A 15,424-nucleotide genomic window follows, 5' to 3' on the forward strand; every position below is an offset into this window, starting at 1 on the left:
AACAACATCCCAGCGAGGCGGTCCATGCCCCAGCATGGTTCGGAATCTGAATTCGAGCTGACGACCATCGACCGGATCACCGGCCTGGGCTACCGTTATGCGCCCGGCGAGGACTTAACGCGACAGCCGGAGGAAGTTGTTTTCCAAGACATCCTGCGTGCCGAGCTCAAGCGTCGATACCCCGATCTCCCAGAACGATCGCTCGACGAGGCTGTCCGCCGATTCGCCCGGCCCGAAGGCGTCGATGCGCTTCGCCGCAACCTGGCGTTTCATCAAGATCTGACTCGCGGAATCGAGATCAAGGTCGAGCTTCCCGGTGGCCTCGTCGAGCATCGGCACATTTATGCTGTCGATTGGGACGAGCCTGAGAACAATGACTTTCTCGTCGTAAACCAGTTTGGCATCCACGGCAAGAACGACCGTCGGCCGGACATTGTCATCTTTGTCAACGGTCTGCCGCTGGTCGTGTTTGAACTGAAGAACCCCTACGACGAACACCCGACAGTCAACGACGCCCACAATCAGATCGGCCACTATCGGCACGACATTCCCCAGCTCTTCGAGTTCAATGCCATAACCGTCGTCTCCGATGGCGTGACGACGTTGCACGGGGCTTGGACGGCTGACATGGAATGGTTCGCCCCGTGGAAGTCGATCGACGGCTTCGACATCGAGGCGAACACCACCGGCACAATGAAGACCCTCATCGAGGGTCTGTTTCCCAAGGATCGGCTGCTGGCCTACGTGCGTCACTTTCTCGTGTTCGAGTCCGCCAACGAGAAGATCACCAAGAAGGCAGCCAAGTATCACCAGTTTTTCGCGGTGCGGATTGCAGCCCAGAAGGCGGCTGAGTCGTTTCGGCCGAATGCCGATCGCCGCATCGGTGTGATCTGGCACACGACCGGCTCGGGTAAATCGCTTTCGATGGCGTTCCTCGTGGGATTGCTACGCAATAACCCCGCCCTGCGGAACCCGACGTTCGTCATTCAAGTGGACCGAACGGACCTCGACGATCAATTGCACGATCAGTTCGTGGCCGCTCGCGCTCTTGTCGGCGATGTCAAGCACGCCGACAGCGTGGACGATTTGCGGGACATGCTGCGGACCGAAGGGGGCGAGGTCATTTTCTCGACGATCGAGAAATTCCGGCTGAAGTCGGAGGAAGGAGAGATCGAGCACCCCATTCTCTCGCAGCGCGCCAATATCATTGTCATCGCGGACGAGGCTCACCGCAGCCAATACGGATTCCTCAAGGGCTACGCGCGATACCTGGCCGAGGCATTGCCGAACGCTCGCCGGCTCGGGTTCACCGGCACACCGATCAGTTTCAGCGGAGCCGACACGACCGACGTGTTCGGCGATTTGATTCACACCTACGACATTCAGCAGTCGCAGGAAGACAAAGCGACTGTGCCCATCTTCTATGCTCCGCGACAGATCAAGCTGCACCTGACGAAGCAAAACATCGATGCGGCCCTGCAAGAGATCACCGATGACCAACCCGTCAGCGACCTGGAAGCACGGAAGTCTAAATGGGCAGCCTTGGCACAAGCTGCGGGCGCGAAGGACCGCGTTGACGAACTGGCCCAAGACCTCTTGGCTCACTTCCTCGACCGCAACGAAACGCTCCAGGGCAAGGCGATGGTCGTTTGCATGACGCGCGAGAACTGCGTGCGGCTCTACGACGCCTTGACCGCGTTACCGAACTGCCCGGAAGTAAAGATTGTGATGACCGGCAATCTGTCAAAGGATCCACCAGAATGGAGCCAGGCGGGGCATATCACGACGAAGGCACAGCGTGACGCGATCAAGAAGCGGATGATCGACCCGAGCGACCCGCTCCGCATGGTCATCGTCTGCGATATGTGGCTTACCGGGACGGATATTCCGTGCTTGCACACGCTCTACATTGACAAGCCGATGCGTGGTCACACCATCATTCAGGCGATCTCGCGGGTCAACCGTGTCTTCCGCGATAAGCCGCACGGATTGGTGGTGGATTACATTGGCATTGGCGATCAACTGCGCGAAGCCACCAGCAAATACTCGCAAGGGGGTGGTCGTGGCGATCCGGCGCCTGACATCTCTGACAAGGCGGCGGCGGTTTTCGCCGAGTGCCTGGACGCCGTCCGCCAGCTTATGCCCGAGGGAACCAATTATGGTGATTGGCGACGGTTGACAAGGATCGAGCTTGAAGACCGCTACGCACACGTCTTTGGCGTGCTGACTGACGATGACGCGCATAAACAGCACTTTCTGGATGCGGAACTTCGCGTTTCGCAAGCCTTCTTGCTGGTCAAGCATCTTGACGACTGCCGTCCATTCGCTGACGAAGTGATCTTCTACCAGCGCGTTCGGCACCAGATTCTAAAGACGATTCCAGGCCGAAGGCCCGAACGAGACCTTGAGAAAGCGGTCCGCGACTTGGTGGACGACAGCGTTGAATCCGAAGGAGTCGTTGACATCTTCAAGCTTTCTGGCATTGTGCAGCCGGATATCTCGATTCTTGACGACGATTTTCTCCAAACGTTTAAGAACCAGCCTCAGCAGAACCTTCGATTGCAACTACTTGAAGCCCTGCTGCGCGATGAGATTCAGAATCGGACTCGCAAAAACCTTGCGAAAGCAAAGAGCTTCAAGGAGCTTCTGGAGAAAACGCTGCAACGCTATCACAATCGTCTGGTAGATGCCGCTGCCGTCGTTCAGGCGATGCTTCAGATCAAGAAGGACATGGATGCAGACCGAGCACGAGCCCAGTCACTTGGTTTGGCTGATGAAGAGCTGGCGTTTTATGATGCTGTCGCCGCCAACTACGAACAACTTTACTCGCAAGACTTTTTGCGAGACCTTGTGCATGAAGTTGTTCAATCGATCAAACGCAACCTCAAGGTCGACTGGACAGAGCCGCACCGCGAGGACGTCAAAGCGTCAGTCCGTTCTACGGTCAAGCGTGTCCTTCGCAACAAGGGGGTGAAAGCCGACGATCTTGAGCCGTTCTTTGATGCCATCATGGCCCAAGCGGAGGCAGTCTTCGCCGATTGGCCGCAGGCGGCATAGCGATTCTGCCTGTTGGGGGCAACGGCTCGTCCTTGTCAACTACGAGCGTGTTGGAACTGTAGGACTTGATATGCACCCATCGTTGTAATATCTCCAGGGTGTGGGTAATGAATCGCACATTCGGCTTAAATCCAGCCAATCCTTGTTCGTCAACTACACTGGCCTTGGTCTCGTTGCGCTTGCAGTTGCCGCAGCTTTGGAGGCCTTCGCCACGGACACCTTTTCGCCGCAACTCTTGAGCCTCTGGCTGGTCCTTGCCTCATGGCGGCTTGCTTCTCTCACCGGGGTAAATGAGGAGCCGGAGCCCATTGCGGGGCAAGCCATTGATGGTTCTACCGCCGCGCTGTTCCTCGGGGAGGAGCAATTCCTCAATGCTCTCGCGCGGTTGGGAGCTTCACGGGATCCGCTGCTCCGCGACCTGGCGGCGCTTAAGTTGGCGGAGGCGGGCGTTGAGATTGACGAACTGGGGCGCGGTCGAGTGTCGTTCCTGAGCACCGAAGGCTGGCGGACTGCCTACGAACGGCTGTTGCTCTCGCCTGGGCTGGACGAGTATCAATCCGTTGCGTGGTTGAAAACCGCTGACTATTGGCAGGATCCGCCCGGTCAGCGGAGCATGGCGGCCAACATCCAGGCGATTAACCAGGGCGTCAGCATCGAGCGGATCGTGATTCTGGGCTGGAACTTATGGCCGCCAGAGTGCTCACTTCCAATCGCGGAGACTTGCCGATGGCTTGATGACCAGCACTATCGTGGAATTACCGTCTGGCTCGTCAGGGAATCGGACTTGGTCAACGAGCCTGACTTGTTGCGTGACTTCGGCGTCTATGGCCAGCGGGCAACCGGAGAACAAGAACTGGATGAGCAGTCACGCACTGTGCGTTTCGTGCTCAGCTTCGATTCCGCCGACCTTCGTCTGGCGCGCGAGCGTTTCGACCGGCTCAAGCTATTTGCCGTTTCCTATGGGGAATTGGTGGATCACGTCCCTTCGCGAGTTTAAGATCACGGGTAGCATTGACTATCCACCATGCAATTGGCCCCCACCCGGCTGTATCTTGACACGGCCAGGCTGGGCCTGATGACGTGCAGCGCCCAGCAGGCCTACTGGGACTTCGCGAAACTCAGCAGCGAAGAGGGCTTGTCGCTGTACGCGACTCGCTGGCTAACCGAAGGAGCGGTCCTTCATTCTGGGCGAACCGCACCACCATTCCCAGCACTCACCACTTGGCCTGGGATAAACGGCCTGAAAGATGCGGTTCGTCGTCTCGTCGGAGCTACTTCGACACAAGACGTTCTATTCGCGAGTCGCACCGCCGCACTGGCTCGCTTTGCCATCCTCCAACTCGTCCGCAGTTGCGAACGGCCATTGACGGTCGATTTGCTGTGGCCCGGTTTCAGGCGACTCTTGGTCCAGGCATGTCGCCGACAGAGCAGGACACTTACGACTGTCCCCCTCCGGCAAGCCATCTTGTTCCAGCAAGCATCGGCAGTTGGAATCGTCGGGCGGATCCTTTCGACCTATCAGCGATTTGGCTGTGATGGCCTTTTTCTACCGGCGGTGAGCCATGATGGAATTCAACTGCCTGTAGCAGAGATCGTCCGGCCCCTGGGTAATTTCCGAGCACCGAAATTCGTCGCCGTGGACGGGGCACAAGCTATTGGGCACCTCTCGTGTGGCAACATCATGCAAGTGGTGGACTTCTACCTTGCAAGCACCCACAAGTGGCTCGGATCCGGACTCCCACTGGGAATCGCGGTTTGTGGCACTCGGCTCAGTCGCCAGAAATCGGCTCGAATTCCCGACCCCTTGTTTTCGCTGACCCAACAAATGACCGGCGCCTGGGCATGTGGCTTCGGCGAAACCGTCAACGCGGTCCCCCTCGTCACGGGGTTTGCAGCCATCCAAGAACACCTCAACGACAAGGACGTCCGTCTGAATCACCAACAGCAGAATCGGACCATGTTGACCGAGGTTGCTCGGACCGCTGGTTGGTCGGTCATCGAGCCCGACTCAGAGTTTCGCACGGGAATCGTGTTGATTCACGCCCCTGTTGAAACACTTTGCCAGGAGTCTGAAGCCAAGCTGACAGAACGGTTTCAGCAGTTGGGAATCGCAGTCACCTGTTATGCCGGCGGCTTCGTGCGGTTGTCTGCTCCGATCTCAAAGATAGCGATGACCGACTTGACCTACCTCCACGAGGCCCTGCGATCCATTGCTAACGGGCGGTCATTGCCAGCTCAGTCGAACTTGTCATCATCCTGGCCAGATGTGGTCGCCTGATTGCGATCGTCAAATGCCGAGCCATCAAAGGGCTCAAAGGGGCGCACGATTCGGCGGCGATACCGTAGTGCATCGGCAGACACCAAGTCCATTCCTGCGGTCCGCCGGGCGTGGTTTACCAGTCGCAGCAGATTGAGCAATTGCTGCCGGACCGGCGCATAGGGCTCGAACGGAAGCCGGCGCAGCTCATGGGCCAACGCGCTGGCTGATCGTTTTGTCGCTACATCGACAAAATATGCCCGCCAGTCTCCATACACGCCCCGTGCAATTTGCACTCGGCTGTGCCAGCGGTCGTCTCGTTGCGCTGGCTTGCCGTCCGCCGAGCGGCGACGGTGCCCGCCCCGCTTGTAGCTGATGGAATAGCCGGCGTAAATCAGCGGTTGTCGACGGATGTCGCGCAACCGGCGCTGCTCTTCGTCAAAGAATGCATGCTGCCCGTAGGTTGCCAGGATGACGAAAAACCGCTCGTGCCGCAGGTAATGCAGGTTCGCCATGCCTGCCTGTTTACGACGCGCTCGGGCCGACCGAGATATGGCGATGCCGTATTTCGCCAGCAACTTGGCATCGACAGCCCTGGGATCCTTGTGGGGCGGAATCGTCCCGGTCACATAGAACCAATAGCCGTGCGGCAGGTAGGCGGTTGCCAATTGCTGCACGAAGCCAATCACACTCATTGCCACGCATCGATATTCCACGATTGCTGATCGGGCTACTCAGAAAACATGCTTCACCAATCCAGCCAATACCGCAGAAAGATGGGGGTTGTTGTGGCCAACCCCCGAGCCATTTGAAACCGAAGTGCGGTCCATTGCCGAACGTCACCAACACCACGACTCAGGACTTGCCGGCGCCAATACCGAGGGCGCTATAGCAAGCCGATTCGTGTGCGGCGTCGCCGACTTTGTTCCACCACCTGGCTTCCGAACCTGCTCGCGAAGTTCATGCACCTGCCGGGTGCGAAACTGTATTCCCCAGTTCGCACCCTCCAAATTTATAGGCGTATCGCTTCGCCAACCTCGACAGAAAACCGTCGTGCGCTGGGCGCACGTCGATTGTCCATCGTCACAGGCGCGACCTCAGAGGACCGACACTCCCGTATCGGTCCGCTCAAGTCGCTACGATGCCAACCAAGGCGGCGGCGCGGCAGCGGCCCCTGATGGGGCGCACTGCCAGCGGCGCCACGTCTTCCGTTTGGCAAATGCCAGTCATCCCTTTCGTCGTGGCTATTCGCGCCCGGCACCACCCGTAGCGCACCAACGAGCCCCCACTGCCTTGCAGGGGACATCGCTTACCTACCCGCTCAATTCCCATCGAACGGTTCGGCAACTTCTACTGAGGACCCACTCCCCCACTACGGCTTTTGAATCACCTGGTCGACCGGAAGCGTCGGCTGCTTTGCGAATCCAAACCCTCAGGCTCGTTCGCGATTACAGACGTCGCTTCCCCAGGCACCGGTTTCCAGCCGGCAGCCGCAGTGGTTCCCGCGTTAATCATGCGCTTCGCTGTCAGGGTCACGTGACTATCGATCGCAAAACCGAGAACAGAAGATCGTAGGCCGCGCCTCCCGGCAGGGCCTAGTTTTAGCAAGCGGCGTTTGACGGCCGCTTTGCCATTTCAGGGGGCAGAACACAGAAGCTCCCCCTTACCCACCGATCCCTGTCGTTCGCCACCGCCTGGGCCCGTTTTCGGCCGCTGGCGGCATTTTCGGCAACGTCTCCCTGACAACTGACCGGCAAGCCCTTTCGCCTTGGCGATCGGGCCTTTCATGGTTGAGCTTTTCGCCGTCGACGGATTTGCCGTCGATCGCCGAGGCTGGTCAAAGCCCCGGTTCCACCTGTCACCAGGTTGGAAACTCCCCACGCCGGCGCACGTTGAACGAACCCTCCGAAGGAAGGCCCGGACCCCGTGGGAGGATTTGCGGTCGCACCCAGTGGCGACCCGCGCACCTACTTTGTCGCATGACGGCTTCGACTCACACAGAGTCCAAGCATGTCCGCGTCGCCCAGGCTCCGCGCCTGAGACCATCGGATAGAACGTCAGGATTGCTCGACTGGGATACAAAACCAGCCGCATTACTCTGACGAGCCTCCGTCGAGCACGGACAAGCCACTCTCATGGCATCCGGCTCTACCGGCGCAGCACGTGACGGATGGAAAACTCCGTCCCCTTAGCCCGCTTGGTGGGCGGGTTTACCGGGCGTGCTGCCCAAACGGAAGACCGTTGTCGAAGCGTTTCGCTCTGCACGATCACAAGACCTATCCGCGTCTTGCGAGTCTGACTCTAGCGAATCGGCATCGCGCCGGCACGCATGAATCATTCGGGCGGGCCTTGCGCCGGCTGATGGCTGGCAACTGGCCGGTTCACAACCGGCCACGATCTTATCCCGCGCATCCAGGGAGACGGGAGCACACTTTTTTCGCTTGCCAAACATTGCGCACGTGTGGCACGTTGTCAGCCATGCGCCGGCAACGTGCCGGCTTGCGAGTGGCAAGGAGGCACATGGCGACCATCGGAATCACAAATCAAAAGGGCGGTTGTGGCAAAACGTCGACCGCCATCAACCTGGCAGCAGGACTTGCGGATAGCGGCAAGACGGTGCTGGTCGTCGACCTTGATCCCCAGGCACCGGTAGCACCTGGCCTGGGCGTGACTCCGGCCGAGGATCTGATTCGGATGGCAGACGCCGTCAAGTATGGCCGGCTCAGCGAGCTGGTAACGCCGACCACGACACCAGGCCTTTTCGTTGCGCCGGGGGACAACAGCCTCGATCCGGCAGCCATCGCCAATCAACCGCTGCGCGACACGCTCTTGCAGCGGGCGCTGACCCCACTGCGGCCCCGGTTCGATTTCATCTTGCTCGATACGCCTCCCAATCTCGATATCGTCACGCTCAACGCCTTCATGGCGGCCGACTGGCTGATTCTGACCAGCGAAGTAGACCGGGAATCGTTCATCAGTCTGAATCGCACGTTGGAGGTCGCCTTCGAGTATGCCCAGTTTCGTCCAGAAATCGATCCCCAGTATTTCTATCGGGTGCTGGTGACCATCTACGACGCCCGCGAACTGACGATCAACGAATGGTTCTCAAAGAACTTCGCCCCCTTGGCCGAACAGAGCTTCCGCACCCGCATCCATCGGGCAACGGCCATCAAGAAGGCCCGTGCCTATGGCCTGTCGATTTTTGACTACGCCCAACGTTCGCGACTGGCCCTGGCTTCGGCCGGACGGGCCGTCGCCGATTTCGAATCCCTGACCCGTGAGGTATTGGCCCATGAAGCTCAGAGAAGAAATTCCGGCCACGCTGCCTACGCCGCCTAGATTCGAACGACGGATCTCGACCACCGATAAGGTGCGGCAAATTGTCAGCGTTCCGACGGAGGTTTGCACGCCGTCGGCTTCGTCGTCGGTTGTTCCCCGGCCGATGGCGCATCCACGCCGGCCGAAACTGACGACCCGCGTGCTGCCCGAACAACTCGCCTGGATTCATGACGAAGTTGTGCGGTATCGAACGGAGTTTCCCCGGGCACCACGACTCACGGTGGCAGAGTTGGTGCAGATTGCCTTGGAGGAACTGCGAGAATCAAAAAACCTCGACTACCTTATCGCCAAATTCCGTAGCTGATGGAGATCCGCATGTATCCTCAACTCAGAACTTCCATAGACGCGATTGCAGCCAGCCCCGCTAGGTTCTCCGCTTTTTCCTTCAGCGGTTCACAGTGCAATGGCGTGTGGGGAATCCTTATTCGTGTTTTCGCTCACCGATGCAGCGATTGCATTCGTGCTTTCACTCACCTGCACCCGGTCCGAGCCACGTGTTTTCGCTCACCAGAATTCTGGGCAAGTGCCCGGAACGGCAGGGGATTCGGGAAGTAAAGATCGATGCTTGAAACACTACTTATGCCTTAAAGGAGCCGATGCAGAAGGGGAGGGGAATCAAGTCAACCAAAGAGACCGCCTGGACCACGGTGAGACATCTGGCGCCCCGGCTCGTAGAGCAACTGCGACCAACGGCCGTCATCCCCAAAGGGGGGCACGCGAACAAAACAGCCCCGCCAGTCGAAGATCGACCGTCAGCCGGCACGCTGGCTGCCTTCGACTTCGATCTCGCCGAATTCCCCCTGTTCCGGTTCTCCAAGCGTCCCCGTGGCGCCGACCGCCAGCCGCTTTGCTACGCCGACACGATCACCGGTCCCCAGGGGCAGCGCGTCGCTCGGAGTTGGCAAGTCTATCCCGGACATTTGGGCTTCGGTGGCGCGACGGCCCAGGTATTGCTGTTCGACCTGTTGCAGCTCTACCTGGAGCAGGGAGCCTGTGCCTCGCACATTGAGTTCGGCACCTTGCACTCCCTCTTTCGTCGTCGGGGAGAGAGGAACCCCAGCCGCGATGACTATGCGCGGATGCGCCGCGATATGGACATCCTGCGCGGTTATGACTTCCAGTGCCGCAATGCGTTTTGGGATGCCCGGCGGCGTGCCTATATCGACATGAACTGGCGGTTGTTCGGTTCGGTGTTCTATTTTCACCAGCGCGCCGGGCTTGTCAGCGAGGAGTTGCCGTATGGCTTCATCGAAGTCAGTCCAGTGCTTCGGCAAATCGCCCACAGCCGTGGGTTTTTCTCGCTCGGCTTTCCGGCCAGCACCTTCTACCGGCTCAAGCCACTTGAACAACGTTTGGCCATCTACCTGGCCAAGAAATTCAGTTCGCAACGCACTCATCGTCGCTTCGTCGACGGTGTGGCTACCGCACTGCCCATCGAGGCCGGCCGTTCCCAAGATGTTCGCATCACCTTGCAGAAGGCGGCAGAGGGATTGATGCAGCACGGATTGACCTTGTTACGGAGCTTTCACTACGACCGGGCGAAGGATTGTCGTTGGTTGGCCGTTTTTCAGCGTGGGGAGCGCCCAGCGCAACGGCAACCGTTGCAACTGGTGTCAGGAATACTCAACGAACGCTCGCAGTATCTGGTCGACCAACTTGTCGAAGCCACTGGGGCCGCAGCCGACGTTGGTTGGTGGACGCAGTGCGTCCGACGTCTAGGGCCGGGGCCGATCGAACGTGCCCTGGGGCAGTTCCGTGAGTCTCGGCAACTGCGTCACGTGCGGAACCCGCCTGGCTTGATGACCAAGATACTGAAGGATATTGCCCGGGAGGTGGGCATCGGCCTGAAGGGGGGCGATTGATCAGGCAACATCGCCGGGAGTCACATCCGCTTGGGCCGCATGTCGAACGCTCAAGACCACGATCTCCTCGTCACGCACGGTGAACAATATCCGATGCGTTTTGCGCCGTCCCACGCCAAACAGGCGTTGCCGCAATTCATAGGGAAATCGATCCGCCTCCCTCGCCAACCCATGCCGTTGAGGATCCTGCTTGAGGGAGTCCATCGCGGCGAAAATCCCGTCGAACCACCGACTCGCTTCCGTCGGCGAGTGATGTTCCGACCACCAGTGGGCACTGGACTCGATGTCGGCCAGCGCCCGATGGGACAGCACGAGTCGGTAGGTCATGCCTGCTTGCGGAAACCAAGTTTCTCACGGAGTGCCGTTTCGGCCTCTTCGAGAGGCACGACCCTGCCGGCTTCCATGTCTGCGATCCCCTCGGCAATCGCGGCCAAGTCATCGTTTTGGTAGGAAAGCGCCTGGAGCGCCTTGCGCAAGACTTCTTCCGTCGACGCGTATCCGCCGCGCTGCATCTCCCGCGAGATAAGTCGCTCGACATCCGCTGGAACCTGAATCGTCACCATACCTGTGCTCCCGATTTTACGAGGGGGCTGACGCAATCTTCGTCCCTTGCCGATTTCCCTCATCTGGATTCTACCACGGCTACGCGGTGAACGTCCAAAGCTTGACGATCTCGATGCTCCACGCAGGCGTCTCGCGATGTGATCGACGACGTGGCCTGCCTGCCGTTAGGAAAGCCTCCCCAGCCCCCCCGCGCGAGACTCGCTTATTGCGCGATTGCGGAACACGCTCGCCTCGCTCCCCCAGGTGGACAGCGTCCTGCACCGCCCGCTCTGGGCCTCACGCTGCAAGGGTCACGCCCGTCGACCCCCGCCCATGCCGCCCGACCACCCCTGAAGTCGCCGTTCATGCCCCTTGCGGCCGCTCCCGGCCCGCCGCGTTCGGCACAGGACGCTGAACAAAGAAATCGTTTTTTGGCATTGGGGGAGAGCCTCAGCCAGCTGTGAAAGCTCTCCCCCAACGCCAAAAAACGTCCTGGTGGGGGAGCCGTGATCAACCGCTGACCGGGGTGGCCCCGGCTGCATCTTGGAGACTGCAAACATGACTTACAACGGATGGACGAATCGAGAAACTTGGTTGGTGAATCTTTGGATAGGCAACGAAGAAGGAAGCTATCGCTATTGGCGCGAGGAAGCCCTACGACATTGGAACCGCGCAATGGAGGATCACGCGGATGACCCCAAACAGCACGCAAAGCAAGACCTGGCAGACCAGCTTAAAGAGGAAATAACCGACCAGGCCCCCACGGTGACCGCCGATCTGTATGCGGACCTCATGGATTGCGCCTTGTGCGAAATCGACTGGTGGGAAATCGCCGATCACTTGCTGACAGAGTTCGCGGAGCAAACCACTGCGCCAGAAAAGAACGCCGATCGCGTTGAACGGTTGGCAGGTGTCAGTTTTCCCTTGGGGCTGTTGGTAGCCACGCCTGGCGCTTTGGATCGGGTTCCTCATGAAGAGCGATTGATCGCCCTGGGACGCCATGCGGATGGCGATTGGGGAGATTGCTGCCCCGAAGACTGGCATTCGAACAACTCGGCGTTAGCTGACGGTTTGCGTCTCTTTTCCGTCTACCACACCTTTGGCGGTACCAAGTTCTGGATTATCACCGAGGCGGATCGTTCCGTGACCACGATCTTGTTGCCCGAAGAATACTGATGTTCTCGACGGGGCCTCTGGCCCCGTCTTTCTCACCGGGCACCTCGATGCCCTACCGGCCCGGCAAGAGCTTTTCCAGCCAACTCAGCAATCGCCGATTCAGCCCACTCAGAGGAGTAGGGGAACGCGCTTCGGACTGAATATCCTGCAACGCATCGAGCCAAGACGACCGGTCCAAAAATCGATCGTCGGCATCCAGTGCCAGCCCCCGAGCGATGGCGGCATCGATCTTTGCCCAAACGCTCCGCGGTATTTGTTCGGCGTCGGTGCTCAATTGGCTGGGGAGTTGCAGAGTATCGGCAAACTGCCCCCGAAACTGTGGCAGCCCGGCCCGGCCTCCCATGCCGTCATAGGGAACTTCCAGCGTCAGCAGTTGATACCAGACGACCGACAAGGCAAACAGATCGGCCCGCCAATCGACGAAGCCGCCATCGATCAATTGCTCGGGCGCGGCATAGGGAGCCGAGACCCCATCACCGGGTTCCCGTCGGCGCGTGCGCTCCACGGGCCAGGCACTTCCAAAATCGATCAGCGTCAATCGGTAAGGTTCGCGGGCAACAATCAGGTTGGCCGGTTTGATATCACCATGCACGGCCAAACGCTTGCCGTGAAACTGGGCCAGGCCGTGCGCGAGCCGGGTGATCATCCGAGTGGCCTCGACGGCACTGGGGCGCGGAAACCGCTTTTCCTTAATGCCCTCGAAATACTCTCGCAAGGTCGGGCCATGCACCCAGCTAAAAACGATGGTCACGCCGTGCGCATCACGTGCGTAGTCGACCAAGTTCGGGAAATGCCCTCCGCGTTCGCCGAGCCTTCGCAGGATGTCGATGCGTTGTTTGGTGGCCCGTGTTCGGGGCAGCACGTGCAACGCACGATAGTCGCCCCCCGGCCCCGCGTGAGGATCGAAGGCCCGATAGGCTTCGCCGTCATGCGCGTTGAGTCGTTTCAGGAGCAGGTATTTTCGACGCCCGACAAACCGCTCGCCGAGGATCGGTTCCTCGCGGCCACGAAAGCGAATGCAGTTTCGACCGCTCATGGTGTCGCCGATTTTGGTGTGTCAATCACTGCCCGAAAATGACAGTCCATTTCGGAATCCACACGTAGCGTGGCACGAGATGGCATTTTCCCGCGCGTGCGCATACCTTCCCTACAAACGCAGGCCATCGGACTCCACGTGCGTTTCTCAACTACCTGCCGCACCAATAGTTTAGCGCAATTCCCGATGAATTTCCCCTCCTAACCGATAGCCGGTCACAGTTCTCATTTTCACCTGCTGCACACCAAGGCGCCATTTCGAGCGTCGGTACGAATGCCACGCGGTGCCACATTTCGGGCGGTCTACAGCGCCATCACTCTGCCTCCAAAAGCGACTCACCCTGCTGGGTGCAGGAAGATTCAATAGGGCATCGGACTTGTCGTGCAAAAGTGCTGTGGGACTCACTGCCATGTTGCAATCGTTCTGGGAGTTTCTGAGAACCCGAGCCTGCGATGCGGTGTTGGCCGGAGTCGAAGACGCGGTGCGGTTTCTGGAACAAGATGCTTCCCCCAGCGACCGCGTTGACGCGGCTTCCCAATTGGCAAAACGACTTCAGAAAGTCGTTACGCAACGCACCGAGCCGGACACGGCCCATGGTCCGGCCGGACCGACATCCCCAAAGTCGCCATCCCCGGTCGCATCCGCCCCGAAGTCGGAACCCCAGGCGAAGTCGGCCAGCGATGCACCGGACTCGCAACCACCGCCGTCGCTAACAGCCTCCCCCGCTGGTCATTTGCAGAAGCCCCAAAAATCTCCTTTCTCAAACCGGCGAACCGGGAAACGTGGCAGGCCGGGCGAGGCCCAGGCATGATCACGCAGCGCGATGGCGAAATCTTGGAAGTGCTCGCCCGCCGGGTGCGGCTGATGTCCGCCTGCCAGGCAGCGAGCGTTTGGTGGCCCGATCAGGCCGCTGGATCGGTCAACGCCTTTCGCCGCTTGCGGCGGCTGGTAAGTCAGCATGCGTTGCTGGAGTTCCATGTCTTGGCGCAACCGCTGTTGCCACTGCACGGGCCACTTTATCAGTGGCGGCCCGAGCAGCCGCCTCCCGACTTTCTGGCAATCGAGCGCCTGCTGCGAGTTCGCTGGCACGCTGCGGCCACACGCATGACGGTGTTTGTCGCCAGTCCGGCAACTCTTTTGAGCACGGGCGTGCAGCACCGACCACCCATCAAGAACCACTGTCAGGTGACTCACGACCTGCACGTCACGCAGGTTTACCTGCGCTACCGACTCGACCATCCAGAACTGGCATCCGGTTGGCTGGGGGAAGACGAACTAGCGCCCTCGCGCCGTGACCAGATCCTGCCGGATGCTGTGATCGCCGACGGCAAAGGCGACCCTTGTTGGGCCGTCGAGTTTGGCGGCAAGTATCGAGCCGAGCGGCTGGAACGGTTTCACGTTGACTGTGAGGCCCGTCGTCTTCCCTACGAATTGTGGTGATGCCATGGAAAAGCCACCCGAACTGACCGACCGCGATTGGCAGATTCTGCTGCACGTATACCGCTATCGCGTGAGCAACATCCGAATCATTTGGCAACGATTCTGCCCCGAAGGAACCCACGGGGCCGCCCGCAACATCGTGCGGCGCATGGTGACTGAGGGATGGATCCGCAAGTGGCCACTCGACCAAAAGCGACACTTCTTGACGCTTAATTCACGTGGCGCGCTTGTCTGCAAGGCAAAAAACTGGTCCGCCGCCCGTTTCAGTGAGCAGTCGCTGCCAGCGCTGTTCGGAGTGCTGCACTACTGCCTGCGAACCGGCCACAAACGACTGACGCCCAGCGAGCTGCACGAAATGGATCCAGGCTTCGCGACTCAGGCCGGCTGGGCGCACGCCTACTATGTGCATACGGCCCAGCAGGGACTTTGCTTGAGTTGCTGCCTGATTGATCGGCGGAACTCGCCCCAACGTCTCGTTACCCGAGGCCGCGGCCTGATCGTTGATTGCTACAAGATCCCGGCGTTTCGCGCCTTCATCGATGCGGGCCGCTTCACGGTCACCATCCTCACAGCTTATCAGTCCATGGTCGAACCAATCCTCGCCGAAGTTCGACGGCGGCACCGCGGCCCGGTGATGTTCCGGGTCGAAGTGGTCCCGGAAATCGCCGACTACCTCCCCCAGCGACAGTGATTCCGCAACACGAACCTGTTGGG

At 59.6% G+C, this 15,424-nt stretch carries 13 protein-coding genes; 8 read left to right on the forward strand and 5 right to left on the reverse strand.

The window, feature by feature from the left end; translation table 11 throughout:
• The first annotated feature begins 24 nt into the window (after window positions 1-24).
• The 3 genes from KF708_06900 to KF708_06910 all read left to right on the forward strand — a co-directional run bounded on the left by KF708_06900 (window position 25) and on the right by KF708_06910 (window position 5,335).
• Complete coding sequence (locus KF708_06900; GenBank protein ID MBX3412397.1) at window positions 25-3,057, forward strand: type I restriction endonuclease subunit R; 3,033 nt, start codon at window positions 25-27, stop codon at window positions 3,055-3,057.
• 142 nt (window positions 3,058-3,199) lie between these two features.
• Entirely contained in the window at window positions 3,200-4,054 is an 855-nt protein-coding gene (locus KF708_06905) for a hypothetical protein (protein ID MBX3412398.1), read from the forward strand.
• Window positions 4,055-4,522: 468 nt separating this feature from the next.
• On the forward strand, window positions 4,523-5,335 hold the full coding sequence (locus KF708_06910; GenBank protein MBX3412399.1) for an aminotransferase class V-fold PLP-dependent enzyme: 813 nt from the start codon (window positions 4,523-4,525) through the stop codon (window positions 5,333-5,335).
• Here the strand turns inward: KF708_06910 and KF708_06915 are convergent.
• Window positions 5,293-6,009, reverse strand: a complete 717-nt coding sequence (locus KF708_06915) for a hypothetical protein (GenBank protein ID MBX3412400.1) — start codon at window positions 6,007-6,009, stop codon at window positions 5,293-5,295. The genes KF708_06910 and KF708_06915 overlap by 43 nt on opposite strands.
• A gap of 1,654 nt (window positions 6,010-7,663) precedes the next feature.
• Here KF708_06915 and KF708_06920 point away from each other — a divergent pair.
• Complete coding sequence (locus KF708_06920) at window positions 7,664-8,653, forward strand: ParA family protein (GenBank protein MBX3412401.1); 990 nt, start codon at window positions 7,664-7,666, stop codon at window positions 8,651-8,653.
• Between the two features lie 752 nt (window positions 8,654-9,405).
• Here KF708_06920 and KF708_06925 read toward each other — a convergent pair.
• The gene (locus tag KF708_06925) at window positions 9,406-9,573 is read right to left on the reverse strand and encodes a hypothetical protein (protein MBX3412402.1); all 168 of its coding nucleotides are present in this window, start codon (window positions 9,571-9,573) and stop codon (window positions 9,406-9,408) included.
• 30 nt (window positions 9,574-9,603) lie between these two features.
• Here KF708_06925 and KF708_06930 point away from each other — a divergent pair, with 30 nt between their 5' ends.
• The gene (locus tag KF708_06930; GenBank protein MBX3412403.1) at window positions 9,604-10,515 is read left to right on the forward strand and encodes a hypothetical protein; all 912 of its coding nucleotides are present in this window, start codon (window positions 9,604-9,606) and stop codon (window positions 10,513-10,515) included.
• On the opposite strand, the gene KF708_06935 is transcribed toward KF708_06930, so the two are convergent.
• Both KF708_06935 and KF708_06940 read right to left on the reverse strand, forming a co-directional pair.
• Window positions 10,516-10,842: a type II toxin-antitoxin system RelE/ParE family toxin gene (locus tag KF708_06935; protein ID MBX3412404.1), complete on the reverse strand. Its 327-nt coding sequence runs from the start codon at window positions 10,840-10,842 to the stop codon at window positions 10,516-10,518.
• A complete protein-coding gene (locus KF708_06940) occupies window positions 10,839-11,078 on the reverse strand; it encodes a hypothetical protein (protein ID MBX3412405.1) in 240 nt (79 codons plus the stop codon). Before KF708_06940 ends, KF708_06935 begins: the two co-directional genes overlap by 4 nt.
• Window positions 11,079-11,961: 883 nt before the next feature.
• Between KF708_06940 and KF708_06945 the strand changes: the two genes are divergently transcribed.
• Window positions 11,962-12,234, forward strand: coding sequence for a type I restriction endonuclease subunit M (locus KF708_06945; protein ID MBX3412406.1), 273 nt, complete (start codon window positions 11,962-11,964; stop codon window positions 12,232-12,234).
• Window positions 12,235-12,286: 52 nt separating this feature from the next.
• Here the strand turns inward: KF708_06945 and KF708_06950 are convergent, their stop codons facing one another.
• The gene (locus KF708_06950) at window positions 12,287-13,270 is read right to left on the reverse strand and encodes a hypothetical protein (GenBank protein MBX3412407.1); all 984 of its coding nucleotides are present in this window, start codon (window positions 13,268-13,270) and stop codon (window positions 12,287-12,289) included.
• An 807-nt stretch (window positions 13,271-14,077) separates the two neighbouring features.
• Between KF708_06950 and KF708_06955 the strand changes: the two genes are divergently transcribed.
• The gene (locus tag KF708_06955; GenBank protein MBX3412408.1) at window positions 14,078-14,710 is read left to right on the forward strand and encodes a hypothetical protein; all 633 of its coding nucleotides are present in this window, start codon (window positions 14,078-14,080) and stop codon (window positions 14,708-14,710) included.
• A 4-nt stretch (window positions 14,711-14,714) separates the two neighbouring features.
• On the forward strand, window positions 14,715-15,401 hold the full coding sequence (locus KF708_06960) for a hypothetical protein (GenBank protein ID MBX3412409.1): 687 nt from the start codon (window positions 14,715-14,717) through the stop codon (window positions 15,399-15,401).
• Window positions 15,402-15,424: the final 23 nt, after the last annotated feature.

Source organism: Pirellulales bacterium (assembly GCA_019636335.1).
In the GTDB taxonomy this organism is placed as follows: Bacteria; Planctomycetota; Planctomycetia; order Pirellulales; family JAEUIK01; genus JAHBXR01.

Bases quoted from the DNA above. Each gene is read 5' to 3' on its own strand.
- KF708_06900 (MBX3412397.1), top strand. From the start codon at position 25: ATGCCCCAGCATGGTTCGGAATCTGAATTCGAGCTGACGACCATCGAC.
- KF708_06915 (MBX3412400.1), bottom strand. From the start codon at position 6,009: ATGAGTGTGATTGGCTTCGTGCAGCAATTGGCAACCGCCTACCTGCCG.
- KF708_06925 (MBX3412402.1), bottom strand. From the start codon at position 9,573: ATGTCCGGGATAGACTTGCCAACTCCGAGCGACGCGCTGCCCCTGGGG.
- KF708_06935 (MBX3412404.1), bottom strand. From the start codon at position 10,842: ATGACCTACCGACTCGTGCTGTCCCATCGGGCGCTGGCCGACATCGAG.
- KF708_06940 (MBX3412405.1), bottom strand. From the start codon at position 11,078: ATGGTGACGATTCAGGTTCCAGCGGATGTCGAGCGACTTATCTCGCGG.
- KF708_06950 (MBX3412407.1), bottom strand. From the start codon at position 13,270: ATGAGCGGTCGAAACTGCATTCGCTTTCGTGGCCGCGAGGAACCGATC.
- KF708_06955 (MBX3412408.1), top strand. From the start codon at position 14,078: ATGATCACGCAGCGCGATGGCGAAATCTTGGAAGTGCTCGCCCGCCGG.
- KF708_06960 (MBX3412409.1), top strand. From the start codon at position 14,715: ATGGAAAAGCCACCCGAACTGACCGACCGCGATTGGCAGATTCTGCTG.